26 protein-coding genes are annotated in these 26336 nt (G+C 69.4%); 23 read left to right on the top strand and 3 right to left on the bottom strand.

Annotated elements, in window-relative coordinates; genetic code table 11:
* Window positions 1-81 precede the first annotated feature (81 nt).
* The 9 genes from IFT73_RS01075 (at window position 82) to IFT73_RS01115 (ending at window position 9229) form a co-directional block, all read left to right on the top strand.
* Window positions 82-495 (top strand): MarR family transcriptional regulator, encoded by a 414-nt coding sequence (locus IFT73_RS01075; protein ID WP_197983454.1) that lies wholly within the window; start codon window positions 82-84, stop codon window positions 493-495.
* Window positions 496-546: 51 nt separating this feature from the next.
* The gene (locus tag IFT73_RS01080; protein ID WP_192165914.1) at window positions 547-1089 is read left to right on the top strand and encodes a MarR family winged helix-turn-helix transcriptional regulator; all 543 of its coding nucleotides are present in this window, start codon (window positions 547-549) and stop codon (window positions 1087-1089) included.
* Window positions 1090-1167: 78 nt separating this feature from the next.
* On the top strand, window positions 1168-2361 hold the full coding sequence (locus IFT73_RS01085) for a homogentisate 1,2-dioxygenase domain-containing protein (protein WP_192165916.1): 1194 nt from the start codon (window positions 1168-1170) through the stop codon (window positions 2359-2361).
* Window positions 2358-3188, top strand: coding sequence for a hypothetical protein (locus IFT73_RS01090; protein WP_192165918.1), 831 nt, complete (start codon window positions 2358-2360; stop codon window positions 3186-3188). Before IFT73_RS01085 ends, IFT73_RS01090 begins: the two co-directional genes overlap by 4 nt.
* Window positions 3185-4351 (top strand): fumarylacetoacetase, encoded by a 1167-nt coding sequence (gene fahA / locus IFT73_RS01095; protein WP_192165920.1) that lies wholly within the window; start codon window positions 3185-3187, stop codon window positions 4349-4351. The genes IFT73_RS01090 and fahA overlap by 4 nt, the downstream gene beginning before the upstream one ends.
* Before the next feature lie 246 nt (window positions 4352-4597).
* The gene (locus IFT73_RS01100; protein ID WP_192165922.1) at window positions 4598-5743 is read left to right on the top strand and encodes a substrate-binding domain-containing protein; all 1146 of its coding nucleotides are present in this window, start codon (window positions 4598-4600) and stop codon (window positions 5741-5743) included.
* Window positions 5740-7287, top strand: coding sequence for a sugar ABC transporter ATP-binding protein (locus IFT73_RS01105; protein WP_192165924.1), 1548 nt, complete (start codon window positions 5740-5742; stop codon window positions 7285-7287). The genes IFT73_RS01100 and IFT73_RS01105 overlap by 4 nt, the downstream gene beginning before the upstream one ends.
* A 1-nt stretch (window position 7288) precedes the next feature.
* On the top strand, window positions 7289-8371 hold the full coding sequence (locus IFT73_RS01110) for an ABC transporter permease (RefSeq protein ID WP_192165926.1): 1083 nt from the start codon (window positions 7289-7291) through the stop codon (window positions 8369-8371).
* 45 nt (window positions 8372-8416) lie between these two features.
* A complete protein-coding gene (locus IFT73_RS01115) occupies window positions 8417-9229 on the top strand; it encodes a mycofactocin-coupled SDR family oxidoreductase (RefSeq protein WP_192165928.1) in 813 nt (270 codons plus the stop codon).
* Window positions 9230-9273: 44 nt separating this feature from the next.
* On the opposite strand, the gene IFT73_RS01120 is transcribed toward IFT73_RS01115, so the two are convergent.
* On the bottom strand, window positions 9274-9936 hold the full coding sequence (locus IFT73_RS01120; protein WP_206759087.1) for a TetR/AcrR family transcriptional regulator: 663 nt from the start codon (window positions 9934-9936) through the stop codon (window positions 9274-9276).
* A gap of 156 nt (window positions 9937-10092) precedes the next feature.
* On the opposite strand from IFT73_RS01120, the gene IFT73_RS01125 reads away from it, so the two are divergent.
* From IFT73_RS01125 to IFT73_RS01170, 10 genes are all read left to right on the top strand, one after another.
* Window positions 10093-10539 (top strand): zinc ribbon domain-containing protein, encoded by a 447-nt coding sequence (locus IFT73_RS01125; RefSeq protein ID WP_192165932.1) that lies wholly within the window; start codon window positions 10093-10095, stop codon window positions 10537-10539.
* Window positions 10539-11681, top strand: a complete 1143-nt coding sequence (locus IFT73_RS01130) for a thiolase family protein (protein ID WP_192165934.1) — start codon at window positions 10539-10541, stop codon at window positions 11679-11681. Before IFT73_RS01125 ends, IFT73_RS01130 begins: the two co-directional genes overlap by 1 nt.
* A gap of 58 nt (window positions 11682-11739) precedes the next feature.
* Window positions 11740-12513 carry a crotonase/enoyl-CoA hydratase family protein gene (locus tag IFT73_RS01135; protein ID WP_197983456.1) on the top strand — a complete coding sequence of 258 codons (774 nt, stop codon included), beginning with the start codon at window positions 11740-11742 and terminating at the stop codon, window positions 12511-12513.
* 4 nt (window positions 12514-12517) lie between these two features.
* Window positions 12518-13414 carry an SDR family NAD(P)-dependent oxidoreductase gene (locus IFT73_RS01140; protein ID WP_192165935.1) on the top strand — a complete coding sequence of 299 codons (897 nt, stop codon included), beginning with the start codon at window positions 12518-12520 and terminating at the stop codon, window positions 13412-13414.
* Between the two features lie 29 nt (window positions 13415-13443).
* A complete protein-coding gene (locus IFT73_RS01145; protein ID WP_192165937.1) occupies window positions 13444-14991 on the top strand; it encodes a class I adenylate-forming enzyme family protein in 1548 nt (515 codons plus the stop codon).
* 197 nt (window positions 14992-15188) lie between these two features.
* Window positions 15189-16709, top strand: a complete 1521-nt coding sequence (locus IFT73_RS01150) for an aldehyde dehydrogenase (protein ID WP_371811123.1) — start codon at window positions 15189-15191, stop codon at window positions 16707-16709.
* A gap of 39 nt (window positions 16710-16748) precedes the next feature.
* The gene (locus IFT73_RS01155) at window positions 16749-17870 is read left to right on the top strand and encodes an NDMA-dependent alcohol dehydrogenase (RefSeq protein WP_192165939.1); all 1122 of its coding nucleotides are present in this window, start codon (window positions 16749-16751) and stop codon (window positions 17868-17870) included.
* A 48-nt stretch (window positions 17871-17918) separates the two neighbouring features.
* Window positions 17919-18302 carry a nuclear transport factor 2 family protein gene (locus tag IFT73_RS01160; RefSeq protein WP_192165941.1) on the top strand — a complete coding sequence of 128 codons (384 nt, stop codon included), beginning with the start codon at window positions 17919-17921 and terminating at the stop codon, window positions 18300-18302.
* A 51-nt stretch (window positions 18303-18353) separates the two neighbouring features.
* Window positions 18354-18827, top strand: a complete 474-nt coding sequence (locus IFT73_RS01165; protein ID WP_192165943.1) for a DUF3237 domain-containing protein — start codon at window positions 18354-18356, stop codon at window positions 18825-18827.
* A 73-nt stretch (window positions 18828-18900) separates the two neighbouring features.
* Window positions 18901-19731 (top strand): mycofactocin-coupled SDR family oxidoreductase, encoded by an 831-nt coding sequence (locus IFT73_RS01170; RefSeq protein ID WP_192165945.1) that lies wholly within the window; start codon window positions 18901-18903, stop codon window positions 19729-19731.
* Between the two features lie 77 nt (window positions 19732-19808).
* Here the strand turns inward: IFT73_RS01170 and IFT73_RS01175 are convergent, their stop codons facing one another.
* The gene (locus IFT73_RS01175) at window positions 19809-20927 is read right to left on the bottom strand and encodes an acyl-CoA dehydrogenase family protein (protein WP_192165947.1); all 1119 of its coding nucleotides are present in this window, start codon (window positions 20925-20927) and stop codon (window positions 19809-19811) included.
* Window positions 20924-22264: an acyl-CoA dehydrogenase family protein gene (locus tag IFT73_RS01180; RefSeq protein WP_371811124.1), complete on the bottom strand. Its 1341-nt coding sequence runs from the start codon at window positions 22262-22264 to the stop codon at window positions 20924-20926. Before IFT73_RS01180 ends, IFT73_RS01175 begins: the two co-directional genes overlap by 4 nt.
* On the opposite strand from IFT73_RS01180, the gene IFT73_RS01185 reads away from it, so the two are divergent.
* The 4 genes from IFT73_RS01185 to IFT73_RS01200 are packed head-to-tail and all read left to right on the top strand — an operon-like array spanning window position 22253 to window position 26293.
* Entirely contained in the window at window positions 22253-23059 is an 807-nt protein-coding gene (locus IFT73_RS01185) for an enoyl-CoA hydratase/isomerase family protein (protein WP_192165949.1), read from the top strand. The genes IFT73_RS01180 and IFT73_RS01185 overlap by 12 nt on opposite strands.
* Window positions 23056-23997, top strand: a complete 942-nt coding sequence (locus IFT73_RS01190; RefSeq protein WP_192165951.1) for an enoyl-CoA hydratase-related protein — start codon at window positions 23056-23058, stop codon at window positions 23995-23997. The genes IFT73_RS01185 and IFT73_RS01190 overlap by 4 nt, the downstream gene beginning before the upstream one ends.
* Window positions 23994-25235, top strand: coding sequence for an acyl-CoA dehydrogenase family protein (locus tag IFT73_RS01195; protein ID WP_192165953.1), 1242 nt, complete (start codon window positions 23994-23996; stop codon window positions 25233-25235). The genes IFT73_RS01190 and IFT73_RS01195 overlap by 4 nt, the downstream gene beginning before the upstream one ends.
* Window positions 25232-26293, top strand: coding sequence for a phosphotransferase family protein (locus tag IFT73_RS01200; RefSeq protein WP_192165955.1), 1062 nt, complete (start codon window positions 25232-25234; stop codon window positions 26291-26293). The genes IFT73_RS01195 and IFT73_RS01200 overlap by 4 nt, the downstream gene beginning before the upstream one ends.
* Window positions 26294-26336: the final 43 nt, after the last annotated feature.

Genomic DNA, 26336 nt, shown 5'->3' on the forward strand with positions numbered 1-26336 from the left:
CGAGAGTGGGCGCGCAGTAGCCTTCGAGCCATGGGCAGCGCTGATGAGGTACCTCCCCTCGACGCCAAGGAAGAGGCTCTCGTGCGCGCCCTGCAGCCCGCCCTCCGCGAGCTGCTGAGGACCATGGACGATGATCTCGTCCGCGAGCACCGGATGTCGCAGACGGAGTACCTGGTCCTGATGCACCTCTCGGAGTCCCCGGACAGGCGTCTGGCGATGTCAGAGCTCGCGGGTCGATGCCATCAGTCGCTGAGCGCGGTGAGTCGGACGGTGGGCCGGCTCGAGAAGGATGGATGCGTCACCCGCGAGCAGGCGTCGGCCGACGGTCGGAGCTTCCAGGCCGTGCTGACCGACGTCGGTCTCGACCGTCTGCGTGAGGCGTGGCCGACCCACCTGGAGAGCGTCCGTCGCTCGTTCCTGGACCACTTGGGCGATGTGGACATCGAGGCATTGGCCCATGCGCTCTCGGAGATCGCCCGCGCCAGGCGCGGGTAGGGGCGGTCGGATCGGTCACGTCCCGGGCTGCGGTGGTCCTATGCTCGAGGCATGGATGGCGGAGCAGTGTCGAAGCCGGACGACCTCACCTTCTGGTCGTTCATCGAGCGCGCCAACGCGACGCTGCGATCGACCTACGGCTACGAGCACCAGCTCGCCACAGAGCTGGCGCTGACTCTCAATCGTGCGTCCACCGTCATGACCTACGACTTCGAGGCCGCCGTGCACCGTCCGCGCGGATGGTCGTGGTCGTCCTTCCGCCTGCTGTTCGTCACCTGGCTGGCGGGCCCCATCGAGCCTGCCCGGGCCGCCCAGGTCGCAGGCATGAGCCGAGCCGCGGTGTCGAACCTGTCGAAGTCGCTCGTCGCGGACGGGCTGCTCGATCGGACGCCGGACGACCTCGACGGGCGGTCGGCCCGCTTCTCGCTGACTCCTCACGGGCACGACGCGATGGTCGACGTCTTTGCGGCCCAGAACGAGCGCGAGCGCGCCTGGGCGGGTGCCCTCTCCGAGCCCGAGCAGCACACGCTGATCGCGCTGCTCAACAAGCTGATCACCGACCGCAGCGAGATCGACGTGCGCACCCGCCGCTGATCGGTGCGACCCTTGCGCGCGAACCGGCAGGTAGTTAATGTGTGAACTACCTGGCGACGCATGGAGGAGAGATCACCCGTGGCTTACTACCGGCACATCGGCGGCATCCCGCCGAAGCGGCACACGCAGCACCGTGATCCCGACGGCGCTCTCTATTACGAAGAGCTCATGGGGGAGGAGGGCTTCTCGTCCGACTCGTCCCTGCTCTACCACCGTCACATTCCCTCGGCGATCGTCGACGCCACGGTGTGGGAGCTGCCCGACCAGTCGACGGTCCCCAACCATCCGCTGAAGCCGCGGCACCTGATGCTGCACGAGCTGTTCCCCGACGAGGTGGTGGCCGGCACCGACGTCGTGACCGGTCGACGGCTGATCCTGGGCAACGCCGACATCCGCATCTCGTACGTCGTGGCATCGAAGGACTCGCCGCTCTACCGCAGCTCGATCGGCGACGAGATGGTCTACATCGAGGAGGGGTCTGCCCGGCTCGAGACCGTGTTCGGAGCGCTCGAGGCGACGCAGGGCGACTACGTCCTGGTGCCACGGGCCACGACGCACCGCTGGATCCCGCACGGGACCGTCCGCGCGTACGTGATGGAGGCGAGCAGCCACATCGTGCCTCCGAAGCGATTCCTCTCCAGGTTCGGCCAGCTGCTCGAGAACGCCCCGTTCTGCGAGCGCGACCTGCACGGACCCGCCGAAACCCTCGTCCTGGACGGCACGGACGTCGAGGTGCTCGTGAAGCACCGCGGCTCGACCGGCATCGTCGGCACGAGGTACACCTATGCCGACCACCCGTTCGACGTCGTCGGCTGGGACGGCTGCCTCTACCCGTACACGTTCAACATCTCCGACTACGAGCCGCTCACCGGGCGCGTGCACCAGCCCCCGCCCGCGCACCAGGTCTTCGAGGGCGCCAACTTCGTGATCTGCAACTTCGTGCCCCGCAAGGTCGACTACCACCCGCTCGCGATCCCGGTGCCGTACTACCACTCCAACGTCGACTCCGACGAGATCATGTTCTACGTGGGGGGCGACTACGAGGCCCGCAAGGGGTCGGGCATCGGACCCGGGTCGATCTCGGTCCACCCGGGCGGCCATGCCCACGGGCCCCAGGCCTGTGCCTACGAGCGGAGCATCGGGGCGGAGTTCTTCGACGAGCTCGCCGTCATGGTCGACACGTTCCGGCCGTTGGAGCTCGGCGAGGGCGCTCGGGCGTGCGAGGACGACGGCTACGCGTGGACCTGGGCCGGTCGCGGTCCGCTCACATGATCCCCGATCTGTTCCTGGGACTGTGCGACGACGCTGCGCTCTTCCCGCCCGGCAACGCGCCCCTCGGGCGGGCGCTCTCGGAGCACCTGGAGCACCTGGACTCCGGCCACGCCGACCTCGTGGGGCCGTTCGTCTTCCCGATCCCACGGCTGAGGGAGCTGACGACACCGCCGCGCCCGATCCGCCTGTCGCTCACCGCCCCGGGAGGCCCGGGCACCGTGCGGGCAGCTCTCGAACAGGTGTCGGGGATCGACGGCCTCACGGTCGTTGCGGTGGAGGTCGCACTCCCCGAGGGGGCCAGTCCGGACGAGCTCGCCCCCTTGGGGCTGCTCGACGGCTCGATCGACGTCCACGTCGAGATCCCGCGCGACGCACGTCGCCTGCGCGTGCTCGACGTCGTCGCCGACCTGGGGGCCCGCGCGAAGCTGCGCACCGGCGGCGTCACGGCCGAGGCCCACCCCGACGAGGCCGAGCTCGCGGACGTGATCCAGGAGGCGTCCCGCCGAGGCGTCGCGTTCAAGGCCACGGCAGGACTGCACCACGCGGTGCGCAACACGGGCCGGGACAACCGCTTCGAGCAGCACGGCTACCTCAACGTCCTGCTCGCCGCCCAGTCGGCGGCCGAGGGCGCCGGGCCCGACGAGCTCGCCGCCCTCCTCGCCAACCGGGACTCCGGCGACATCGTCTCGCGCATCGCGCGGGTGTCGGCACCGAGAAGCCTCCTGTCTTTCGGGACCTGCAGCATCCAGGAGCCACTCGACGACCTGACCGCCCTCGGCCTGCTCCCGACCCCCTCCGCCCCGCCAGAAGGAATCAGCACCCCATGACCCGTCTCCACGTTTCAGCCGGCTCCGAGTTCGGCGTCCACAACCTCCCCTACGGCGTCTTCAGCACGGAGGGCACGGCCCGACGCATCGGCGTCCGCTTCGGCGACGCCGTGGTCGACCTGTCCGCGACCCTGGGCGGCGACGACCTCGCCCAGCCGACGCTCAACGCGTTCATGGCGCAAGGACGTGACCGCTGGATCGAGGTGCGGCGCCAGGTCACGGAGCTGGTCCTGTCCGACGAGGTCGACGAGGGGTCGGTGCACCCGATCGACTCGGTGACGCTCCACCTCCCGATCGAAGTGGCGGACTACGTCGACTTCTACGCATCGGAGCACCACGCGACGAACCTCGGGCGGCTGTTCCGTCCCGACTCCGAGCCGCTGATGCCGAACTGGAAGCACCTGCCGGTCGGCTACCACGGCCGGGCGGGGACGGTCGTGGTGTCAGGATCGCCGATCAGGCGGCCGAACGGGCAGCGCCGTGTCCCGGATCGGTCCGAGCCCGAGTTCGGGCCGAGCCAGCGGCTCGACATCGAGGCCGAGCTGGGGTTCGTCGTCGGCGTACCGGCCGACGGGCCCATCGGCACCGACGACTTCGCCGAGCACGTCTTCGGTGCGGTGCTGGTCAACGACTGGTCGGCCCGCGACATCCAGGCGTGGGAGTACGTGCCTCTCGGCCCGCACCTGGGCAAGAGCTTCGCGACGTCGATCTCGCCATGGGTCGTGCCGCTGCTGGCCCTCGAGGACGCACGCATCACCGGCCCCGTCCAGGACCCCGAACCGCTGCCGTACCTGCGCGAGCGGCGCTCGTGGGCGCTCGACGTCGACCTCGCCGTGCGGTGGAACGGGCAGGTCGTGTCGCGGCCGCCCTATTCCAGCATGTACTGGTCGCCCGCCCAGATGCTGGCCCACACGACCGTCAACGGCGCCACCTCGCGCACCGGTGACCTCTTCGCGTCGGGCACCATCTCGGGTCCGGAGCGGGACCAGCGCGGGGCATTCATCGAGCTGACCTGGGGGGAAGCCGAACCGGTCGTGGTCGATGGCCGGGAGCGTACGTTCCTCGAGGACGGGGACGAGATCGTCATTGAGGGATCGGCACCGGGACCCGACGGGTCGAGGATCGGCTTCGGTGACGTCCGGGGGCGCGTGAGCGGCGGCTGACGCTTCTGCCCAGCATCCCGGACCGCGCGGTCTCCCGCCGGTCCGGGAAGGCTTCTGCGCGCCCCGGCGCGTCCGACGGGCGGCTGCGACGTTGGTCACACATCGCCGAGAAACGAGCGGCCAAGTCCCTTGACACCGGAATTCCAGCATGCGAATGTGAGTGTTCGTTCGCAAACACCTGCCGAACGTGTGGAACATCACTCAGGTCTCGGCTCGGGACGCGACGTGACTCATCAAGGAGACAACATGGCAAAGCTCGTAGTCCGGCGGACGAAGGCCTTGATCGGCCTCGCCGCGGCGTCGATGGTTCTGGCCGCATGCGGAGGTAGTGACGACTCCTCGGACGGCGCGTCCGACGCGGGGTCCGAGGCGAGCTCCGCCGGGGTCGCCGAGGCCAAGAAGCTGGTCGAGGGCTACCGCCAGGACCCGACGGCACTGACGTTGCCGGCCCTCACCGCCAAGGTGCCGGCCGGCGTCAAGGTCACGGTCATCTCGTGCAAGCTCCCGGAGTGCCTGAGCGCCGAGCCGACCTACGAGGAGGCCGCCAAGGCCCTTGACTGGGATCTGACGATCACTCGATCGGACCTCACCCCCGAGGCGGTCTCGGCGGCCTGGACCCAGGCGCTGTCCGACAAGCCGCAGTCGATCATCTCGTACAGCCTCGTGCCCGACGAGGTCATCAAGCCGCAGATGGAGCAGGCGGACGAGGAGGGCATCAACGTGATCCTCGCTTCCACGCCGCTCAACGTCGGTGACCAGGGCGTCGACGCCACGGTCAACGCCAGCAAGGTGTGGGCCGCCGGCACGGCGACGCTGACCGACTGGGCGATCGCCGACTCCAACGGCAAGGCCAAGGCCGTGGTGCTCTACGACGGCGCCTACCCGCTGCACGTCGCCGCCTTCGAGGGTGCCAAGGCGCGGGTGGAGAAGCTGTGTCCCTCGTGCGAGATCGAGGGACTGAAGGTGCAGGTCACCCAGGTGGGCAAGCAGATCCCCGGACAGGTCGTCAGCTACCTGCAGAAGAACCCCGACATCACCTACGTGCTGTCGACGCAGTCGGCCTTCGTGCTTGGCGTCGGGCCGGCCATCAAGGCGGCGGGGCTCTCGGCGAAGGTCGGGACGTCCTGGGCGCAGCCGACCGATCTGAAGGCCATCAAGGACGGCACGCAGGCTGCCGCCGTCACCTTGGAGAGCCTGACCGGCGTCTGGCGGATGATGGACGTCGCCGCCCGCTTCGCCGGATCGGGAAGCGCGCCGGCCGAGCTGCTCGATCCGGACAGCAAGGTGCAGGTCTTCGACGAGAGCAACATCGACTCGGCCGACCTGGAGAACCTGTGGACCGTCCCGGATCTGGCCAAGACGTTCACGGGTGCCTGGAGCGCCGCTTCATGACCCAGGGCACGAGTGCGGTCGCGCTCGCCGCGACCGCACTCGAGCTCCGCTCCGTCACCAAGGTGTTCGGTGCGACCAAGGCCTTGGACGGCGTCGACCTGTCGTTGCGTGAGGGCGAGGTCCACGCCCTGCTCGGGCAGAACGGGTGCGGCAAGTCGACACTGATTAAGCTCCTGGCCGGGTTCCACCAGCCGCAGGGTGAGCCGGACGCGCAGGTCTACGGAGAGTCGCTGCGCCTGGGCTCGGCGTCCTCGGCGGCTGCGGCCGGACTGCGGTTCGTCCACCAGGACCTGGGCGTCATCGACGACCTGACGGTCTCGGAGAATCTCACCCTCGGGGCGAGCGACCAGGATCGTCGGTGGCTCAGTGACGGGCGCGAGAGGCGCAGGGCGCAGACGCTCCTCGACGGCCTGGGGATCGAGATCGATGCCGGTGCGATGGTGCGAGACCTGGGTCCGGCCGAGCGCACGATGGTCGCGGTCGCACGAGCCCTGCGCGACGGCGTGCAAGCGGCGCGTGTGCTCGTCCTCGACGAGGTGACCGCTGCCCTGCCCGCCGACGAGGTCGCTCTGGTCTTCGAGCTCGTCAGGCGGATCAGGACGATGGGGGGCACGGTGCTCTACGTGTCGCACCGGTTGGACGAGGTCTTCCAGATCGCCGACCGCGTCACGGTCCTGCGCGACGGGCTGCTCGTCGACACGGTCGACACCGCTTCGATCAGTCACGACGAGCTCGTCGCGCTCATCGTGGGTCGTCCGCTGGAGCAGTTCTACCCCGACCCCCCGGCACCGCGCGACGACGTCGTCCTGTCGGTGAACGGTCTCAGCGGTGACGTCGTGCGCGACGTGAGCTTCGACGTCCACCGCGGCGAGATCGTCGGGATCGCCGGCATCGACGGATCCGGTCGCGAGGAGCTGCCCTACTTGTTGTTCGGCGCGAAGCCGGTGACCAGCGGTCACGTGGTCGTCGACGGCGTGCGGCACGACGGGCTCACCCCTCACGATGCCATCGCGGCAGGCATGGCGCTGATCCCGGCCGACCGGGCAAAGCGCGGCGCGACGCCGTCGTTCAGCCTGCGCGAGAACGTCACCCTGCCTCGTATCCCCTTCGGACTCGGCCGATGGCTGAGCGCCCGGGCCGAGCGTCGGGAGGTCGGCGTCTGGCTCGATCGCCTCGGCGTCGTGCCGCACGACGCCGAGGCGACGCTGTCGACGCTCAGCGGCGGCAACCAGCAGAAGGTGGTCCTCGCTCGGTGGATGCGGTGCGAGCCCCTGGTGATGCTGCTCGACGAACCGACGCAGGGCGTCGACGTCGGCGCGAAGGCCTCGATCTACGAGCTCCTCGCCCGGAGCGCCCGCGTCGGCGCGTCGACCGTGATCGCCTCGACGGACTACGAGGAGCTCGCCGCCATCAGCGACCGTGTCCTGATCATGCGTGATGGTCGCGTCGTCGCCGAGGTGCACCGCGACCAGCTGAGCGTCACGGCCATCAGTGAGCTCACCCTCGCCGCGTCAGCGGCCCCCGCGCCAGACAAGGAGTCATGACATGTCCGTCATCAACGAGAAGCAGGCCCCCGAGAGCGAGTCCGCGCCACGTGCCGGCACCTCCGCGGCCGGGTCCACGAAGCGATCCGGTGTCCCCGTCCTCGCTCGCTACACCGGGGTCTACATCTGGGGCGCACTGATCCTGCTGTTCGCGCTCTGGGTGCCCGACACGTTCCTGACGAGCGTGACGGTCAGGACCATCGCGAACGAGCAGGCGATCACCGCGATCATCGCGATCGGGGTGCTGCTGCCCCTGGCCGCAGGTGTGTTCGACCTGTCGATCGGCTCGGTCGTCGCCTTGTCGGCGATCATCGTGGCCGACCTCACCGGCCGCCAGGGCATGCCGGTCGTGCCGGCCATCATCGTCACCCTCGCAGTCGGGCTGCTGATCGGCGCCGTCAACGCCTTCCTGGTCGTCATCGTGGGTATCGACAGCTTCATCGCGACGCTGGGCATGAGCTCGGTGCTCATCGCTCCGATGCGCGCCATCTCGGGCGACCAGATCATCACGGGCGTCCCCGAGTCGCTCACCAGCCTGACCAGCAGCGAGGTGTTCGGCGTGCCGGTGGTGGCGCTCTACATGCTCGTGATCGCCGCGATCGTCTGGTACGTGCTCGAGCACACTCCGCTCGGTCGACGCGTCGCGGCGACCGGTGCGGGGCCCGAAGCGGCTCGACTCGCCGGCGTCCGCACCAAGCGCATCACGTTCGGCGCCCTGATGGCCTCGTCGCTGCTGTGCTCGGTCGCGGGCATTCTGCTCGCCTCCAAGCTGGCCACTGCGACCCCCGACCTCGGACCCGCCTATCTCCTCCCCGCCTTCGCAGCCGCCTTCCTGGGCACCACCCAGATCAAGCTCGGACGGTTCAACGTCTGGGGCACCCTGCTGGCGATCTTCCTGCTGGCGACCGGCGTCAAGGGTCTCCAGCTCGGGGGAGCGCCGACGTGGGTGACCGACCTGTTCAACGGGCTCGCCCTCATCGCAGCGGTGGGCCTGTCCCTCTGGGGCGCACGGATCGCCGTGCTGCGCCAGGCGTTGCGCCGTCGCAAGAACGACTCGGGTCCAGCGCCCGTCACCGCTGACTGAACTTTTCCAGGCCTCACCGGGCCACTCACACAGGAGGACACCACCATGCCGGGAAGACTCGAGAACAAGGTCGCGCTGATCTCAGGCGCTGCACGCGGTCAAGGACGATCCCACGCGATCCGCCTCGCCGAGGAGGGCGCGGCCATCATCGCCTTCGACGTGTGCCGTCAGCTCGACACTGTCCCCTACCCCTTGGCGACGCCCGAGGACCTCGCCGAGACGGTCGCGCAGGTCGAGGCGATCGGCGGTCGCATCCTCGCGACGGAGGCGGACGTCCGCGACACCGCAGCCGTCACAGACCTCGTGCAGCAGGGAGTCGACCGGTTCGGGCGGCTCGACATCGTCTCAGCCAACGCCGGCGTCGGCACCCTGTCCGACAGGACCTGGCTCATCTCGGACGAAGCGTGGGAGGACGCCATCGCCATCAACCTGACGGGTGTCTGGAAGACGATCAAGGCCGCGGTCCCTCACATGATCGAGGGCGGGAACGGCGGCTCGATCGTCCTCACGAGCTCCACGGGGGGTCAGAAGGGTCTGGTCGGTGTCGGCGCGTACGTGGCGGCGAAGCACGGTCTTGTCGGCCTCATGCGCAACCTCGCGAACGAGCTGGCCGACGAGATGATCCGGGTCAATGTCGTGATGCCGACGGGGGTCGACACGCCCATGATCAACAACGACTACCTGCGCAAGTTCCTCGAGGAGACGCCGGACATGGGCGGCAACATGCAGAACGCCCTGCCCGTGCAGGTGATCCAGTCGGTCGACGTCTCCAACGCGATCGTGTGGCTCAGCTCGGACGAGGCGCGGTACGTCACCGGGATCGTCCTGCCGGTCGACGCCGGCTTCCTCGGGCGCTGAGAGCGGTGCCCGACGGCACCCCCACGAGCTGCGGCGTTCAGCTGTCAGTGGGTGGGAGAGTCGTCGGGCAGCTCGCCGAGGAGGTACATCGTGACGGCCCGGCTGAGCTCGTCGATCATGTCGCGCCACGGCAGGGGCCCGTGCGACTGCATGTCTCCGTGAACGACCCGGTGCGACCAGGTGGCGTTGATGAGTCGGTAGGCAAACTCGATCGCCGCATCGACGTCGTGGTGCCTGATGCGGTGCCGGATGGGCTGCAGGGCTCGGTGGAACACGTCACCGCAGGCCCGGGTCGACTCCTCGCCGATCTCTCGGACGGCTTCGTTCTGCGTGCCGAGCAGGATGAAGACGCGCAGGAGCCGCCTGTCGTTGCGGGGTCCGTTGACCAGGCACGTGAGCGCCGTGCGCACGACCAGCGCAGGGTCGGTGCACGTGGCCAGGTCTGCGGCTGCGACGCGAGCATCGTACGAGGTGGCGTATCCCGAGACGTGCTCTCGCTGGATGGCGACGAGCAGGAGGTCCTTGTTGCCGAACCGGCGGTAGACACTCCCGATCGACACGCCGGCGCGCTTCGCGACGTCTGCCACGGTCAGCGACTCGATACCTCCCTCGAGGAGGAGCTCGGTGCCGGCCTCGAAGATTCGACCATGGGTCTTGCGGCTGCGAGCCTGCCTCGCAACCGGGGGATTCACAGTGGGCACGGTCATGCTGTCGCATCCTAGCCCATCGGCCGGGACGGCTCGAGGCATCGGCGAAGCACCGGCCCGCGAGGGTTGTGCTGGAAGCGCCGAAATGTAAAGATACATTCACATATGGTGCCTGTCGCATGGCACGTCCGTCAATCACCCCACGAGGAGGTCCCGGTGCACGAGCCGACATCAGCTTCACACGCTGTCGAAGCGCTGTTCAGCGTCGAGGGCACGACTGCTGCCCCGCGCCAACCGGCACTTCTGGGCGGCCGGTGCACGGCGTGCGGCTACACGTTCTTCCCCATGCAGGGGCACGGCTGCGAGCAGTGCGGCAGCATCGATCTCGTGCCGCAGGCCCTCACCGGTCGTGGACGCGTCATCTCCTACGCCGAGGTCGAGCGTCACCCGGACCCCTTGCTCCCGCCGCCCTTCACCGTCGTCGCGTTCATGACCGAGGACGGGGTCGCGGTCAAGGCGCTGGCCGATCCCTCGTCGGAAGCTCTCCTGAGAACGGGCGCGACCGTCGTCACCACGCTGGTGACCGACGCCGGCGCCGACCACGACGCCCCTCGGCTCCGGGTGCTGGTGGCCGACGACGACCTCGCGACGGAAGGCCGGTGATGGCTCGCCTGATCGGTGACCTCCGTCCGGTCCACGTCGTGGGCATCGGGATGCACCCCTATCAGCGGGTCACCGACGCCCCCTACGTGACGCTCGGGCTGACGGCCATCCGAGCCGCCCTGGTCGATGCGGGCGTCGCGTGGGAGCAGGTCGAGTCCACCTACGTGGGCAGCGCCCTGCTCGGCGCGGCGCCCGGCCGGCCCATGCTCCGGCACCTCGGTGCCCTCGGGGGCCCGTTCGTGCACGTCGAGAACGCGTCGGCGACGGGATCGGCGGCGGTGCGCCTCGCGGCGATCGAGGTCGCCAGCGGCATCAGCGACGTCGCCCTGGTGGTCGGTGTCGACAAGCCCGACGCGGCGCGGATGAGACGGTCCGAGACGGGCGTCCCGTCGCTGGCCGACGACGCCGTCGTGCCGTGGACACACTTCGCGCTCCTGGCCCAGCAGTACGCCGACCGGTTCGGCGTGGCACCCGACGACTTCGCCCACGTCGCGGTCAAGAACCATGCCAACGGTGCACTCAACCCGTTCGCCCAGCGTCAGAAGACCCGCACCCTGGACGAGGTGCTCGGCGGGCCCCGCCTGGCCGGCTCGGTCACGCCTTTGCAGGCCACCTCGGTGGGCGAGGGGGCGGCGGCCGTCGTGATCGTCTCCGAGGACGCCATCCGCGACCTGGGGCTCGACGCCGGTCGCGCGGTCCGGATCGCGTCGTCGGCCGCGAGCAGCGAGCGGGCCGCGCAGAGCATCGATCCCGACACCGTGATGTCGGCCGAGACGATCAACCGTGCGATGCGCGAGGCCCAGACCGCGACCGCGGATCTCGACGTGGTCGAGTTCCACGAGGCCTTCACGGTCGAGGAGGCGCTGTACGCAGAGGCCGCAGGGCTGTGCGCCCCGGGCACGTACCTGTCGCGCGTGGTCGACGGCGAGTTCGACATCGGTGGGCGCACGGCGATCAGCGCCTCGGGCGGGCTCATCGCGATGGGCCACCCCGGTGGACCGACGGGCATCGGTCAGATCGTCGAGATCGTCCGGCAGCTGAGAGGCGAAGCTGGTGCCCGTCAGCACGCCGGGGCCAGCACGGGCCTGGCGCACATGGTCGGGGTCGGCGCCGTCTGCTACGTCCATGTCCTCCGTTCCTGAACATCACCGTGTCGTTCCCGATCCGTCGACGTCACCACTCACCCGAAACGAGCCAGGCATGAGCATTCCCCCGAAGGTCCTCACCGAGCAGCGCGGGCACGTCCTGGTGATCACGATGAACCGCCCTGAGGTCATGAACTGCAGCGACGACGAGACCGCCGACCTCCTGTGCGCGGCCCTGGACCTGCTGGACGAGCAGGACGACCTGTTCGTCGGGGTGTTGACGGGCGCGGGCGGCAACTTCTCGACCGGAGGCGACCTCAAGGCGATCCGAGCGAGCGACGGTGTCATCAAGGGCACTCCTCGCGGCGACTTCGGCATCTTCCAGCGCCCGCCCGACAAGCCGTTGATCGCCGCCGTCGAGGGGTTCGCCGTCGCCGGCGGTCTCGAGGCATGCCTGTGCTGCGATCTCATCGTGGCCTCGTCGGCGGCCCAGTTCGCCGTTCCCGAGGTGCGGCACAACCTGGTGGCCCAGGGAGGCGCGCTGTTCCGGCTGCCGACCCGCATCCCGTATCACCTGGCGATGGAGATGGTGCTGACGGGCGAGCCGCAGGGGGCCGAGGCGATGCATCGGCACGGTCTGGTGAATCGGGTGGTCGAGCCGGGGCAAGCCCTGGCCGAGGCCGTGCACTGGGCCGAGCAACTGCTCGTCAACGGTCCGACGGCACTGGCGGCGACCAAACAGATCGTGACAAGGGCACGCGACTGGACGCAGGCCGAGGCCTTCGTCCACCAGAAGGAGCTGGCTCGGCAGGCCATCGACTCGGCCGACCGGCACGAGGGGCTTGCGGCATTCGCCGAGAAGCGCACACCACAGTGGAAAGGAAGGTGACGACATGCTGATCGAACCGAGCATCAGGACCACACTGCTCGAGGGGCAGGTCGCGATCGTGACGGGCGCGGCGCAGGGGATCGGACGGGCGACTGCCGAGACCCTGGCCGCCAACGGGGCGCGCGTCGTCCTGGCAGACCTCGACGAGACACTCGTCAAGGAGGTCGCGGCGGGCCTCGGCGACCATGCCACCTACTTCGGTGGGGACCTGGTCGACCCGGCCGTCCCGGACCGCCTGGTCGCCCACGCCGCCGACGCGTTCGGCTCCGTCGACATCGTCGTGAACGCCGCCGGATACTTCTGGGACGCCGTGATCCACAAGATGTCGGACGACCAGTTCCAGGCGATGCTCGACATCCATGCCGTGGCGCCGTTCCGTCTGGTGCGCGCGGCGGCTCCGTTCCTGCGGCAGCTGCCGGTCGAGTCCGAGGACGGCTCGCCGGTCAGGCATCGCAAGGTCGTCAACGTCTCGGCGATCGCGGCGAGCTTCGGCCTGGCAGGCGGCGCCAACTACGCAGCCGGCAAGGGCGCGCTCGAGTCGTTCACCAAGTCGCTGGCGATCGAGTGGGGACGCTTCCACGTCAACGTCAACGCCGTGTCGTTCGGGCCGATCGCGACCCGTTTCGGGGCGCCGCGCTCGGCCAACAACACCATTCGCAGCGGGGGCAACGAGGTCGTGCTCGGCATCGCCGACAAGGTGCTGGAGGCGAGGGGCGGCCTGGCTGAGGACTTCGATCCCGAGAGCATCTACGAGGCACGGCCCACCGGCACGCTGTTCGGCACGACGGGCACGATCCGTGACGCCGCCGACGCGACGTTCTGGCTCGCCTCGCCCCTCTCCAACTTCGTCACCGGCCAGGTGGTCACCGTCAGCGGTGGCCAGCCCGGCGGCCTGAGCTGACCAGCTCCACACCCACAGAAGGAAGTCTCATGGCATCACCTGACATGTCCAGTGCGCCGTTCACGCCGGACGACCCCAGCGCGATCGCAGCCTGGGACGGTGACCGGTCGCTCAGCTACGAGCAGTGGGACGACCGGGCCGCCCGATTGGCGGAGGGGCTCGCAGGCCTCGGGCTGGGCAACGGCGACCGCGTCGCGGTGCGCATGCACACCCGGCTGGAGTGGCTGGTCACCAGCCTGGCCATCGCCAAGATCGGCGGCACCCTGGTGGGCCTGAACTACCGCTTCACGCCACGGGAGGTCTTGCCGATCCTGCGCGACAGCGGGACGGTCGCGCTGATCCTGGACGACGACGATCCCGCCCCCTTGGTGCAGGCGATCGGGCCCCTGGCCCTGCGTGCCGTCGTCCACCTCTCGGACCGGCCGGTGCTGCCCGTGTCGTTCGACGCGCTGATCGACAAGAACCCTGCCGCGGTGCGGGCCGCCTCCGACCTGGCACCCATGATCCTGTACTCGTCGGGCACGACGGGTGCCCCCAAGGGCGTCCTGCTGTCCGACCGGCGCGATGCTGGCTTCGGTCCGGCGCAGCTGGCCGAGTACGCGCACTCGGTGGCGTTCGAAGGAGCCGTGGGCGGACCGGGCACCGTCTCCCTGGTCAGCCTGCCGCTGCACCACGGCATCGGGCCTGCATACACCCGGTCGGCCCTGGCCAGCGGGGGACAGGTCGTGCTGCAGCGCAAGTTCGATCCGGTCGAGCTGCCGAGCCTGGTGGAGCGGCACCGCATCACGCACTGGACGTGCGTGCCGACCATGCTGACCCGCGCTCTCGCGCAACCCGTCGAGCTCCTGCGGCAGCACGACCTGTCCTCGCTGCGGTTCATCCAGGTCGGCGGAGCACCGGTGGGCAATGCGCTGAAGGAACGCGCGGCGACGACTCTGCAGGCCGATGTCTACGAGAGCTACGGGGCCATCGAGACCGGCATGATCGCCGGGGCGTCTTTGGACGAGAACAGGGCCAAGCCCGGCACCGTGGGCCGGCCCTTCCGGCACGTGGACATCCGCATCGTCGACGAGGCCGGCGACGCCGTCCCACCGGGCACCAGTGGCGAGGTGCTGATCCGCACGCCCATGATCGTGCGAGGTTACCTCGGCCAGGAGCCGCTGGGCCCGGACAAGGTCGATGCGCAGGGCTACTACCGCTCCGGTGACGTGGGGCACCTCGACGAGGACGGCTACCTGTTCCTCAGTGACCGGATCTCCGACCTCATCATCGCCGGAGGGGCGAACATCAACCCGCTCGAGATCGAAGAGGTCCTGTCGACCCATCCGGCGGTGTCGCTGGCAGCGGTCGTCGGCGTGCCCGACGCGGATCGGGGCGAGCAGCCCGTGGCGTTCGTCGAGCTCCGTCCGGGCGCGTCGGCCACGGAGGCCGAGCTGATCGGGTCCCTCGACGGTGTGCTCGCGAAGTACAAGTGGCCACGGCGCGTCCACTTCGTCGACACGATGCCGACGAACTCGTCGGGCAAGCTGCTCAAGCGCGATCTGCGGACCCTGCTGGAGGGCTCTCCGGCGACCTGATGCGCTTCTGACTCGTCTCGCTCGGGTCCGTGCCGATCACCCCCGACCCCGCGCGGGTCGGGGGTTCTCGGCGTGCCCAGCCCCGGACGCTCCCGCGAACGACACCCGTGTCGTGTGACCCTTGACACTCGCCGGGCGATATGTGAATGTAAACCTACTTCTACATTTCTTCATCGAACGCCTTTGGGAGACCTGCTGTGAGCACGACGATCGAGCCCTCCGTGACCTTGAACAACTCCGACAAGTTCTACATCGGAGGCGAGTGGGTCGCTCCGTCGACGGACTCGACCTTCGCCCTTCACAGCGGGGCGACCGAGGAGGTGTTCGCCACGGTGGCAGAGGCCCAGGAAGCCGACCTCGACCGAGCTGTCGCAGCGGCGCGCCAGGCCTTCGATCACGGACCCTGGCCCCGCATGACGCACGTCCAGCGGGCGGGCTATCTCACGGCCTTCGCTGACGAGCTCGAGCGTCGCGTCGAGCAGATCTCGACTCTCTGGACCTACGAGACCGGCGCGATCCTGCCCGTCACGCAGTATGGAGCGGCCGAGCTCGCCGAGGTGCTGCGGTTCCACGCGAGCCTGGCCACCACCTACCCCTTCGAGACGTCCCGCAACCCCGGGCCCAACTCCGCCGCCGCCGGACTCGTCGTGCGCGAGCCCGTCGGTGTCGTCGGGGCGATCGTGCCGTGGAACGGTCCGGCGATGATGATGGTCTGGAAGGCCGCTCCCGCTCTGCTGACCGGCTGCACGATCATCATCAAGGCCTCGCCCGAGGCGCCCGCCGCAGGCTATGTGCTCGCCGAGATCGCCGACTCCATCGGCCTGCCGCCCGGCGTGTTCAACGTGATCACTGCCGACCGGGAGGTCTCCGAGCTGCTGGTACGGCACCGTGGCGTCGACAAGATCTCGTTCACGGGATCGACCGCAGCCGGTCGCAAGATCGGATCGATCCTCGGTGGACGGCTCGGGCGGGCGACCCTCGAGCTCGGCGGCAAGTCGCCCGCGATCGTGCTCGACGACTACGACATCGATGCGGCCGCCGACGCCCTCGCGTTCCAGGCGTCCTTCATCACGGGCCAGGTCTGCGGATCGCTGACCCGCGTGATCGTCACGAAGAACCGGCACGACGCCCTCGTCGACGCGCTGGCCGCCCGGTTCGCGGCCACGACGGTGGGTGACCCGTTCGACCCGGCGACGATGATGGGCCCGCTGGCCTCGGAGGCGCAACGCACCAGGGTCGAGGGCTACATCGCGCAGGGGGTCGCTGAGGGTGCCCGCCTGGTGACTGGCGGTCACCGCCCGGCTGGCCTCGACCGTGGCTACTTCATCGAGCCGACCCTGTTCGCCGGCGTCAGCAACGATCACGTCATCGCGCGAGAGGAGATCTTCGGCCCGGTGACCAGTGTCATCGCAGCCGAGGACGAGGCCGATGCGGTCCGCATCGCCAACGACACCGACTTCGGCCTCAGCGGCGCGGTGTTCACTGGAGACGTCGAGCGCGCCTACTCGGTGGCCCGCCAGCTGCGCACGGGTGCGGTGTCGCACAACGCCTTCCGTCTCGATCCCTGGATGGGCTTCGGCGGCTTCAAGCAGTCGGGCATCGGGCGTGAGGGTGGCATCGAGGGCGTCTCGGGCTACCTCGAGACCAAGTCGATCCTGCTCGACTCCTACCCCGCCCATGTCTCGACGCCGGTGCAGTCCGGCCCCGGCCTCAGCTGATCTCCCTCTTCCGTCCCCACCGAACAGACAGGCACCACCATGCAGACCCGCGCCGCGCTCCTGCGCGAATCACCCGGCACGTACGAAGTCACCACCGTCGAGCTCGACGACCCGCGCCAGGGCGAGCTCCTGATCAAGATGGTCGCCACCGGGCTGTGCCACACCGACGATCACATGCGATCGGGTGACCTGTCGCCCGGTCACCTGCCGTTCATCGGCGGCCACGAGGGTGCGGGTGTCGTCCTCGAGGTCGGTCCCCACACACCCGGCTGGGACGTCGGCGACCACGTGATCTTCGCGTTCCTGCCCGCGTGCGGCAAGTGCCGCTGGTGCTCCCAGGGCCAGTCGAGCCTGTGCGACCTCGGTGCCCTGACGATGGTGGGAAGCCGTCTCGACGACCCGACGGACTTCCGCGTGCAGCTGCCCGACGGCACGCCCGTCGGGCAGGCAGCCGGGCTCGGCACGTTCGCCGAGCACACCGTCGTCTCGGTCGACTCGGCGATCAAGGTCGACAAGGACCTCCCGCTGGACAAGGTCTGCCTCCTCGGCTGCGCGGTCGGCACGGGCTGGGGCTCGGCGGTCAACTCCGCCGAGGTCGCCCCCGGTGACGTCGTCATCGTCGCCGGTGCCGGGGGCATCGGCATGAACGCGATCCAGGGCGCCTCCCACGCCGGCGCGTCGACGATCATCGCGGTCGACCCCATCGCGTTCAAGCGCGAATCGGCCCTGACTCTCGGTGCCACGCACGCGTTCGCCACGATCCCCGAGGCGGCCGACTTCGCGCGATCGCTGACCAACGGTCAAGGTGCCGACTCCACGATCCTGACGATCGGCGTCGTGCAGGGCCAGGACGTCGCCGACGGCTTCTCGGCGATCCGCAAGGCCGGCACCCTGGTGCTGACCGGGATGGTCCCGCCGTCGATCACCAGTCTGCCGATCAGCGGGATGGAGCTGACGTTCTTCCAGAAGCGCATCCAGGGCTCGATGTACGGGGCGGGCAACGCACGCGTCGACATCCCTCGCCAGATCCGGATGTATCGCGAGGGCCGGCTCAAGCTCGACGAGCTGATCACCAAGACCTACACGCTCGACGAGGTCTCGCAGGGCTACGCCGACATGAACTCGGGCCAGAACATCCGCGGCGTCGTCATCTTCGACTGACGGCATGCACCACACCAGTCTCGACTCGTCCCACCACCAGGAGAACACATGACCACCACCATCGAAGCACAGGACGCGACCGCTTGGGTCAAGGACCTCTTCGCGCTCGTCGACGTCGGCGACAGCGAGGCACTGATCGCGCGGATGGCCCCCGAGGCGTCCATGCGTTTCGGAAATGCGGACGCAGTCTCCGGCCACGCGGAGATGCTGGCCGGATCGCAGGCGTTCCACAGCTCGATCACAGCCATTTCACACGCCATCGTGCACGCCGTGCGGCTCGGCTCGGTGATCCTGACCGAGCTCGAGGTCACCTACACGCGGTTGGACGGTCAGGTGCTGACTCTGCCCTGCACCAATGTGTTCGAGCTCGACGGCGAGGGTCTCATCACCCGCTACCAGATCTTCATGGACATCGCACCGGTCTACGCCTGACCCCGACCTGAACCCGACCTGACCTCCCCGACACCAAGAACGGAACACCACATGACATCCGACTGGACCCTCAGCCCGCAGCACGAGTTCACCCTCGACCTGACCCGCGGCGAGACCCACTACGCGGGCGAGCCGACCGCCTCGGGACAGCGGGCGATCGGCGAGGTCGTCGCCGGCACCGTCAGCGGCACGCGCATCAACGGCTCCATCTTCGGCCCGAGCGCCGACTGGGTGTTGATCGTCCCCGACGGTTTCGGGCGCATCGACGTGCGCACGCAGATCCGGACCGACGACGACGCCGTCATCTACGTGCGTTACGAGGGTTACATGGAGACCAACGAGGCGGCGCTCGCCGCGATCCTCGACCCTGCAGGGCCTGGCACCGACTTCGACCAGGCGTACCTGGGCATCGCCGTGAAGCTCGAGACCGGCGACCCCCGCTACAGCTGGGTCAACACGACCCAGTTCGTCGGACGCGGCCGGCTCACCAAGCCGGGCGTCGTGTACGAGGTCTACAGCATCTGACGTCCGCCGCCCGGGCCCCGGGACGGCATGCACCACACCACACCACACCATCGACACGACGAAGGACAGCACCATGGGAAGAGTTCAGGGCAAGGTCGCACTCATCACCGGCGGAGCGCGCGGGCAGGGTCGCTCCCACGCGGTTCGACTCGCTGAGGAGGGCGCCGACATCATCGTCCTCGACGCGCTCACGGAGCAGCCGTTCCAGCCGGCGAGCGGGTCGACCGAGGAAGACCTCGAGGAGACCGTCCGCCTGGTCGAGAAGACGGGCCAGCGGATCTTCGCCCGTCAGGCGGACGTGCGTGACTTCGATCAGGTCAAGTCGGTCGTCGACGAGGGCGTCGCGGAGCTCGGGCGGCTCGACATCGTGTCGGCCAATGCCGGGATCACCGGTCTGCCGTCGAAGTCCGAGGACATCCCCGAGGAGGCATGGACGAGCATGCTCGACATCAACCTCACCGGAGTGTGGCGCACGTACAAGGCCGCCATCCCGCACATCCGTGCGGGCGGTCGTGGCGGGTCCATCATCTTGACCAGCTCGTCGATGGGTCTGCACGCAGCCGCCAACCTGGGTCACTACATCGCGGCCAAGCACGGCGTGGTCGGCATCATGCGCAGTTTGGCGGTGGAGCTCGCGCCCGAGTCCATCCGGGTCAACAGCATCCACCCCACGACCGTCGACACGGACATGATCCGCAACGAGTCCACCTACCGGCTGTTCCGGCCCGATCTGGCCGATCCGAAGCAGGAGGACATGGTCGAGGCGGCGTCGGGCTACAACAAGATGCCCATCCCGTGGATCGAGGCCATCGACATCTCCAACGCAGTGCTGTGGCTCGCTTCGGACGAGGCACGTTACGTCACCGGTGTGCCCCTGCCCGTCGACGCGGGCGCGATTCTCTGACCCTGCGGTCGGTCCCGGCTCGGGTGGATCCCGAGCCGGGACCGACACGTTTCTGCCTGTCGATGCCGGCATGATCGTCACGGAGCGGGCTGTGCCGGGGGGAGTCCAGTCAGCTCGGCGAGCCGCAGGAGGTACTGTCCGGGGCTGCCGAGCGCGACCTGGTCGACCTTGGCGCGCTTGAGCATGACATGAGAGGTGTCCTCCCAGGTCATGCCGATGCCTCCTCGCAGCTGGAGCGACTCCTCTGCGGCCAGGACAGCGGCGTCCCCGATGTGCACCGCAGCGGCGAGGACCGTCGCCTCGGCCTGCGGGTCGTCCGTCGCGAGCGCATCGGCTGCGGCCATGGCCGCGGCCTCGGCCGAGGTCGTGACGAGCCACATCTCGGCCATCCGGTGCTTGAGTGCCTGGAACGACCCGATGGGTCGCCCGAACTGGTGCCGTGTCGCGGTGTACGAGACAGCCGATGTCAGGCAGGCTCGAGCGATGCCAGCCTGTTCGGAGCCGATCATCGCGATGCCGCGCAGCACAGCTCGCCTCAGCTCTCGCTCCGCTGCGTCTCCCGCGGCGAGCAACGCCCCGGAGGCCCCATCGAGCTCGACGGTCGCCACCGGGCGGCTGAGGTCGAGCGACTGCTCCATCGTGATGGTCACGGCGGACGAGTCGGCCGCGACCAGGACGATGGCGCTGCCCATGGCCGTGCGGGCGGGGACGACGAGATGGGTGGCGTCGAGCACCGCCGCGACGGCGCGCACCGTCCCCGACAGCTCTCCTGCCTGATCCAGCTCGATCTCGGCGAAGGGGTCGGATCCCAGCGCCAGGGTCTGCGGGACGACGAGCGCAGGACGTGTGTGCGCCGTCGCTGCGGCCCGGCCGACGTCGTCGGAGGCGAACGCCGCCAGCAGTGGCGTGGCGACGACAGCTCGATGGACGAAGGGGATCGGTGCCGGAAGGGCCCCCAGCGCACGCGCCACCACGGCGGCCTCGCGCAGTCCTGCGCCGTGACCGCCGAGCTCCTCGGCCACCAGCAGACCCGCGATGCCCAGATCCGAGTCAGCCCTGCTCCAGAGCGCCGCGGACTCCTGCGGATCCAGCACGGAGTGCTCGGCGGCAGCACCGTGATGGCGCGCCAGCCATCCCTCGACGATCACGGCGTAGTCCCGTTCGTGCTGGCGGACGGTCAGGTCGAGGACAGTCATCGGGCCACCTGGTTGAACGGGAGGTGCTTGTCGGTACGTGGCTCGGGCGGTAGGCCGAGCACGCGCTCGGCGATGATGTTGAGCAGGATCTCGGACGTGCCGCCCTCGATCGAGTTGCCTCTGGCGCGCAGGTACCGGTAGGCGGGGTTGCGGCCGGTGAAATCCGCGTGCTCGGTCAGCCGCATCGACCAGTCGTCGTAGGCGACGCCGTCCGCCGCGCCCATCTCCACCTCGAGGCTCGTCGTGGCCTGGGAGAGCCGCGCGAAGCTCAGCTTCATGCCGCTTCCGGCGGGGCCGGGGGAGTCGTCCTCGGCGCGGGACTGGGCAGCCTGCATCGACCGCCAGCCGTACACCTCGGCCTCGACCCACAACCGCATCAGGCGCGCATGCAGGTCGGGAGTGCGGACCGTGGCCTCGTCTCGCCAGCGCTCCGCGATCTGAGAGGCCGGATGGGGCGTCGAGCCCCCGGTCGCGCCGATCGCGACCCGCTCGTTGCCGAGGGTGGTCTGCGCGACACGCCATCCATCGCCGGCGGCCCCGACCAGGTGCTCGTCGGGGATGGCGACCTGCTCCAGGAACACCTCGTTGAACTCCGCGTCCCCGGTCAGCAGGCGCAGCGGTCGCACCGTCACACCCGGATCGGTCATGTCGCACACGAAGAAGCTCAGCCCCTGGTGCTTGGGAACCCCTGCGTCGCTGCGCGCCAGGAGGATGCCCCACCGGGCATGATGGGCGTTGGACGTCCACACCTTCTGCCCGTCGACGACCCACCCTCCGTCGCGACGCGCGGCCTTCGTGGAGACGGCGGCGAGGTCGGATCCGGCACCCGGTTCGCTGAAGAGCTGGCACCATCGTTCCTGCCCTGTGTAGAGCGGGCGGAGCAGACGCGCGGCCAGCCCCGGCTCGCAGTACGTCTCGATGGTGGGTGCCGCCATGCCCAGCCCCACATCGGGCTCGCGGTAGGAGTTGTCAGGAGTTCCGGCGACGCGGAACGCCTCGTCGACAGCCCCCTGGAGACGGCGGGGCGCAGCCAGGCCACCGGTCCCGACCCGATGGTGGACCCATGCCAGGCCGGCATCGAAACGGGCGGCGAGATAGGCCCGGGGATCGGCCTCGAGGTGGCGGGCGTCGTCGATGAACGCATCGACGATCGCGAGGAGCTCGGACGGGGGGAGATCGGTCACGCCGGCGAATCTAGACGCGCGGGGCCAGACGTGGAACCAGGGTCGACCGATCGTTTGTGGAGATGCACAAAGCGGGTCGGACGGTGGGTTGCAGTGCCGTGGCCGCTGACAGATCGTGGTCGCGACCGGAAAGAGGAAGCCATGACCCGACACGTGACCGTCGAGACACCCGAAGAGGGAGTCGCCCTGGTGACGCTCGATCGTCCGGGGGCGCTCAACGCCCTCACGGTCGACGTGACCGAGCAGCTCGCCGAGGCGCTCGACCGCATCGCCGCGGACCGGTCGGTGCGGGTCGTCATCCTCACCGGCGCCGGACGTGCGTTCTGTGCCGGCCTCGACCTCAACGGCTTCGGCGACGACGACCGGATCGAGGTCGAGGGGCGCGTCGGTCGCACCATGACCCGACAGGTCGAGATCGCCGGGTTGTCGCAACGGCTGCGGGACCTGCCGCAGCCGGTCATCGCGGCTGTCAACGGGCCGGCTGCGGGTGCCGGCCTGGCCCTCGTATGCGCCAGCGACGTGCGGGTGGCCGCCGAGTCCGCGGTGTTCGCGGTCTCGTTCATCACGGCCGGCTATTCGGCCTGCGACCTGGGCGTCTCGTGGCTCCTGCCGCGGATCATGGGCGCGGGACGAGCGCACGAGCTGATGCTCACGGGACGCCGCTTCGGTCCTGACGAGGCGCTGGCCGGGGGTCTGGTGGCCCGCATCGTGCCGTCGGCCGAGCTGATCGAGTCGGCGTTGGCCACGGCCCGACTGATCCTCGCCAATGCGCCGCTGTCGGTCGAGATGACCAAGCAGGGCATGTGGACGGCACTGGAGACGCCCTCCTTCGATGCCTCGGTCGAGTACGAGAACCGGCAGCAGGTGTTCACCGCCATGACGGACGACCAGTCCGAGGCGACAGCGGCCTTCCTCGGCAAGCGCCCTGCGGCGTTCCGACGCCGATGACGGACGTGACGGCGGGTCGCCAGGTCGAGCTGCGCGTGGAGCAGGGCGTCGCCACGATCGAGCTGGCGCGCCCCGACCAGCTCAATGCGTTCACTGACGTCATGGAGCAGCAGATCATCGACTGCCTCGACCGGTGCGATCAGGACGACGCCGTTCGCGCGATAGTCCTGACGGGTCAGGGCAGGGCATTCTGCGCCGGGATGGACCTGTCGGGTGCAGCCGACTCCTTCGACCTGTGGCGCGAGAGTCCCGACGCTCCGGAGGGTACGCAGTTCCGCTGGCCAGGTGACCCGATGATGATGCGGCGCGACGGCGGCGGGCGCGTGGTGCTGCGCATGTTCGCGTCCCGCAAGCCCATCATCGCCGCGATCAACGGCCATGCCGTGGGCGTGGGAGCGACCATGGTGCTCGCCGCCGACGTCCGCCTCACGGTGCCGGGAGCGAAGTTCGGCTTCGTCTTTGCACGCCGTGGCATCGTGCCCGAGTCGTGCTCGTCGTGGTTCCTGCCACGGGTCGTGTCGATGCCGACGGCACTGGAATGGATGACGAGCGGACGGGTCTTCCGTGCGGAGGAGGCGCTGGCGGCAGGCCTCGTCTCGGCGGTGCACGCACCTGATGACTTGCTGACTGCCGCGGATGCCTTGGCGCATCAGATGACCGACGACACGTCGGCGATGTCGGTCGCGTTCGTCCGCCGTCTCCTGTGGGACATGAGCTCGGCCCCTCACCCGCTGGCGGCGCACCACGCGGAGACGCTGGCCCTCAACCGGCGGGGCATCAGCGCCGACGCCCAAGAAGGGATCGAGGCCTTCCTGCGCAAGCGTTCGCCCGCATTCAGTGACCGCGTGTCGGACCATCTCGACGAGCTCGTCCCGTGGATGAGCCGCGGTGTCTCACCCATCCCCGACGGCGCGCAGCCTCTCCAGGAGACCCCATGAATCCGACAGGTGGGGCCGAGCTCGATCTCAGGCCTTCGGAGCGCGGTCTGGCGCTGCGGCACGAGCTGCTGGACTTCATGACGACCTCGGTGCTCCCGGCGGAGGGCGAGCTGGCCGAGCACCGGCGGAGCGTCGGCCCCGATGACCACTCGGTCCCGCCGGTCGTGCTGCGGCTCATGGCCGAGGCGCGGACCAGGGGACTGTGGAACCTGTTCCTGCCGAGCGAGTCGGGCATCGGGCAGCTCGACTACGCCTCGCTCGCGGAGATCACGGGGTGGAGCCTCGACCTGGCGCCGGCCGCGACCAACGGCCAGGCCCCTGACACCGGCAACATGGAGCTCCTGCACCTGTTCGGGACCGAGGAGCAGAAAGTACGCTGGTTGGGCCCGCTGCTGGACGGGACGATCCGCTCGGCGTTCGCCATGACCGAGCCCGAGGTGGCCAGCAGCGACGCCTCGAACATCGAGACGCGCATCGTGCGCGACGGCGACGACTACGTCGTCAACGGCCGGAAGTGGTGGACCAGCGGCGCTGCCGACCCGCGCTGCGCGGTCGTCATCGTGATGGGCAAGACCGATCCGGCCGCCGAACGGCACCGCCAGCAGTCGATGGTGCTGGTGCCGATCGGGACCCCGGGCCTGACAGTCGTGCGCGACGTTCCCGTGTTCGGTCGTCACGACCAGCACGGTCACTGCGAGATCCGGCTCGACGACGTGCGGGTGCCGGTCTCCCACCTCCTGGGGGAGGAGGGAGGCGGCTTCGCGGCAGCGCAGGCACGGTTGGGCCCGGGCCGCATCCATCACTGCATGCGTGCGCTGGGCGCCGCCGAGCGGGCTCTCGACCTCATGGTCGACCGGGCCAACGGGCGCATCGCGTTCGGACGTCCGCTCGGTGAGCAGGGCATGGTCCAGCGCGAGATCGCCCTGTCGCGTCTCGAGATCGACCAGGCTCGCCTGATGTGCCTGCGGACGGCCCGGCTCATCGATCTCCGGGGCAACCGGGCGGCGGCCACGGAGGTGGCCCAGGTCAAGGCGATCGTCCCGGGCGTCGCAGCCCGCGTCATCGACCGCGCGATCCAGGTGTTCGGCGGTGCCGGCGTCAGCGACGACGTGCCACTCGCGACGATGTACGGCTGGCACCGGGCCATGAGGATCTTCGACGGACCCGACGAGGTGCACCTTCGGACCGTGGCACGGGCCGAGCAACGGGCCGGGCGAGGACTGGGGGCGCGAGGATGAACGACGTCGACGTCGACATCCGCCGAGCCGTCGACCCGCAGGCGCTGGCCGCGTATCTGCGGGCCCGCGGGGTCGATCTCGCCGGCCCGCTGTCGGTGGCTCTCGTCGGGGGCGGCAAGTCCAACATCACGTGCCGGGTGTCCGACGGTCGTTCGCGGTGGATCCTGCGACGTCCGCCCTTGGGCGACGTCACGGCTGGTGCACACGACGTCGGACGGGAGTTCACCGTGATGACGGGGCTGGCGCGAAGTGCCGTGCCTGTCCCGCCCATGATCGTGGAGTGCGCGGACGCCACCGTGCTCGGAGCCCCCTTCTACCTGATGGAGGAGGTGACGGGTCGGGTCATCCGTGATCTCGACGACGTGCGGGACCTGACCGAGCCGCAGCGTCGCGCGCTGGGAACCGATCTGGTCCGGGTGCTGGCCGACCTGCACGACGTCGATGCCGGCTCGGTGGGGCTGGGCGACCTAGGACGTCCCGAGGGCTATCTCGGGCGTCAGGTCGACCGGTGGGTCCGGCAGATGGACGACGTGCGCCGACGCCCGCTGAGCCACGTGCGGGAGCTCGGCACCGTCCTGCGCAGCAGCATGCCGCGGACGTCCGAGGCGACGATCGTGCACGGCGACTACCGTCTCGACAACGTCATCGTCGATCCCAGTGCACCGACACGCGTCGCGGCCGTGCTCGACTGGGAAATGGCGACCTTGGGAGATCCGCTGGCCGACCTGGCGACCCTTCTGATGTTCTGGGACAGCCCGGACCGACCGTTCAACCCGATCACCCGGGGCCTGATGGCCGCGCCCGGGTTCCCGTCCGCCGACGAGGCCGTGGCCATCTATCTCGAACGCAGGGGCATGCCGTCGGTCGAGCTCGACTGGTACGTGGTGTTCAGCAGGTTCAAGCTGGCGGTGCTCCTCGAGCAGATCAGGGTGCGGCACGAGTCCGGCCAGACCCTCGGCGGCGGTTTCGACAGCCTGGGCCCGGCCGTCGACCTGTTGCTCGAGGAGGCGGCCGAGACGGTTCGGGCCTCGCCGTCGCTGGCAGCGCACCTCGCCTAGGAGGAGGTGCGCCGCCAGCCGGTCCGCGGCTCGGCGGCGGCCC

This window comes from Aeromicrobium sp. CFBP 8757 (genome assembly GCF_014841755.1).
Lineage (GTDB): Bacteria > Actinomycetota > Actinomycetes > Propionibacteriales > Nocardioidaceae > Aeromicrobium.

Bases quoted from the DNA above. Each gene is read 5' to 3' on its own strand.
- IFT73_RS01080 (WP_192165914.1), top strand. From the start codon at position 547: ATGGATGGCGGAGCAGTGTCGAAGCCGGACGACCTCACCTTCTGGTCG.
- IFT73_RS01090 (WP_192165918.1), top strand. From the start codon at position 2,358: ATGATCCCCGATCTGTTCCTGGGACTGTGCGACGACGCTGCGCTCTTC.
- fahA (WP_192165920.1), top strand. From the start codon at position 3,185: ATGACCCGTCTCCACGTTTCAGCCGGCTCCGAGTTCGGCGTCCACAAC.
- IFT73_RS01100 (WP_192165922.1), top strand. From the start codon at position 4,598: ATGGCAAAGCTCGTAGTCCGGCGGACGAAGGCCTTGATCGGCCTCGCC.
- IFT73_RS01105 (WP_192165924.1), top strand. From the start codon at position 5,740: ATGACCCAGGGCACGAGTGCGGTCGCGCTCGCCGCGACCGCACTCGAG.
- IFT73_RS01110 (WP_192165926.1), top strand. From the start codon at position 7,289: ATGTCCGTCATCAACGAGAAGCAGGCCCCCGAGAGCGAGTCCGCGCCA.
- IFT73_RS01115 (WP_192165928.1), top strand. From the start codon at position 8,417: ATGCCGGGAAGACTCGAGAACAAGGTCGCGCTGATCTCAGGCGCTGCA.
- IFT73_RS01120 (WP_206759087.1), bottom strand. From the start codon at position 9,936: ATGACCGTGCCCACTGTGAATCCCCCGGTTGCGAGGCAGGCTCGCAGC.
- IFT73_RS01130 (WP_192165934.1), top strand. From the start codon at position 10,539: ATGGCTCGCCTGATCGGTGACCTCCGTCCGGTCCACGTCGTGGGCATC.
- IFT73_RS01135 (WP_197983456.1), top strand. From the start codon at position 11,740: ATGAGCATTCCCCCGAAGGTCCTCACCGAGCAGCGCGGGCACGTCCTG.
- IFT73_RS01140 (WP_192165935.1), top strand. From the start codon at position 12,518: ATGCTGATCGAACCGAGCATCAGGACCACACTGCTCGAGGGGCAGGTC.
- IFT73_RS01145 (WP_192165937.1), top strand. From the start codon at position 13,444: ATGGCATCACCTGACATGTCCAGTGCGCCGTTCACGCCGGACGACCCC.
- IFT73_RS01155 (WP_192165939.1), top strand. From the start codon at position 16,749: ATGCAGACCCGCGCCGCGCTCCTGCGCGAATCACCCGGCACGTACGAA.
- IFT73_RS01160 (WP_192165941.1), top strand. From the start codon at position 17,919: ATGACCACCACCATCGAAGCACAGGACGCGACCGCTTGGGTCAAGGAC.
- IFT73_RS01165 (WP_192165943.1), top strand. From the start codon at position 18,354: ATGACATCCGACTGGACCCTCAGCCCGCAGCACGAGTTCACCCTCGAC.
- IFT73_RS01170 (WP_192165945.1), top strand. From the start codon at position 18,901: ATGGGAAGAGTTCAGGGCAAGGTCGCACTCATCACCGGCGGAGCGCGC.
- IFT73_RS01175 (WP_192165947.1), bottom strand. From the start codon at position 20,927: ATGACTGTCCTCGACCTGACCGTCCGCCAGCACGAACGGGACTACGCC.
- IFT73_RS01185 (WP_192165949.1), top strand. From the start codon at position 22,253: ATGACCCGACACGTGACCGTCGAGACACCCGAAGAGGGAGTCGCCCTG.
- IFT73_RS01190 (WP_192165951.1), top strand. From the start codon at position 23,056: ATGACGGACGTGACGGCGGGTCGCCAGGTCGAGCTGCGCGTGGAGCAG.
- IFT73_RS01195 (WP_192165953.1), top strand. From the start codon at position 23,994: ATGAATCCGACAGGTGGGGCCGAGCTCGATCTCAGGCCTTCGGAGCGC.
- IFT73_RS01200 (WP_192165955.1), top strand. From the start codon at position 25,232: ATGAACGACGTCGACGTCGACATCCGCCGAGCCGTCGACCCGCAGGCG.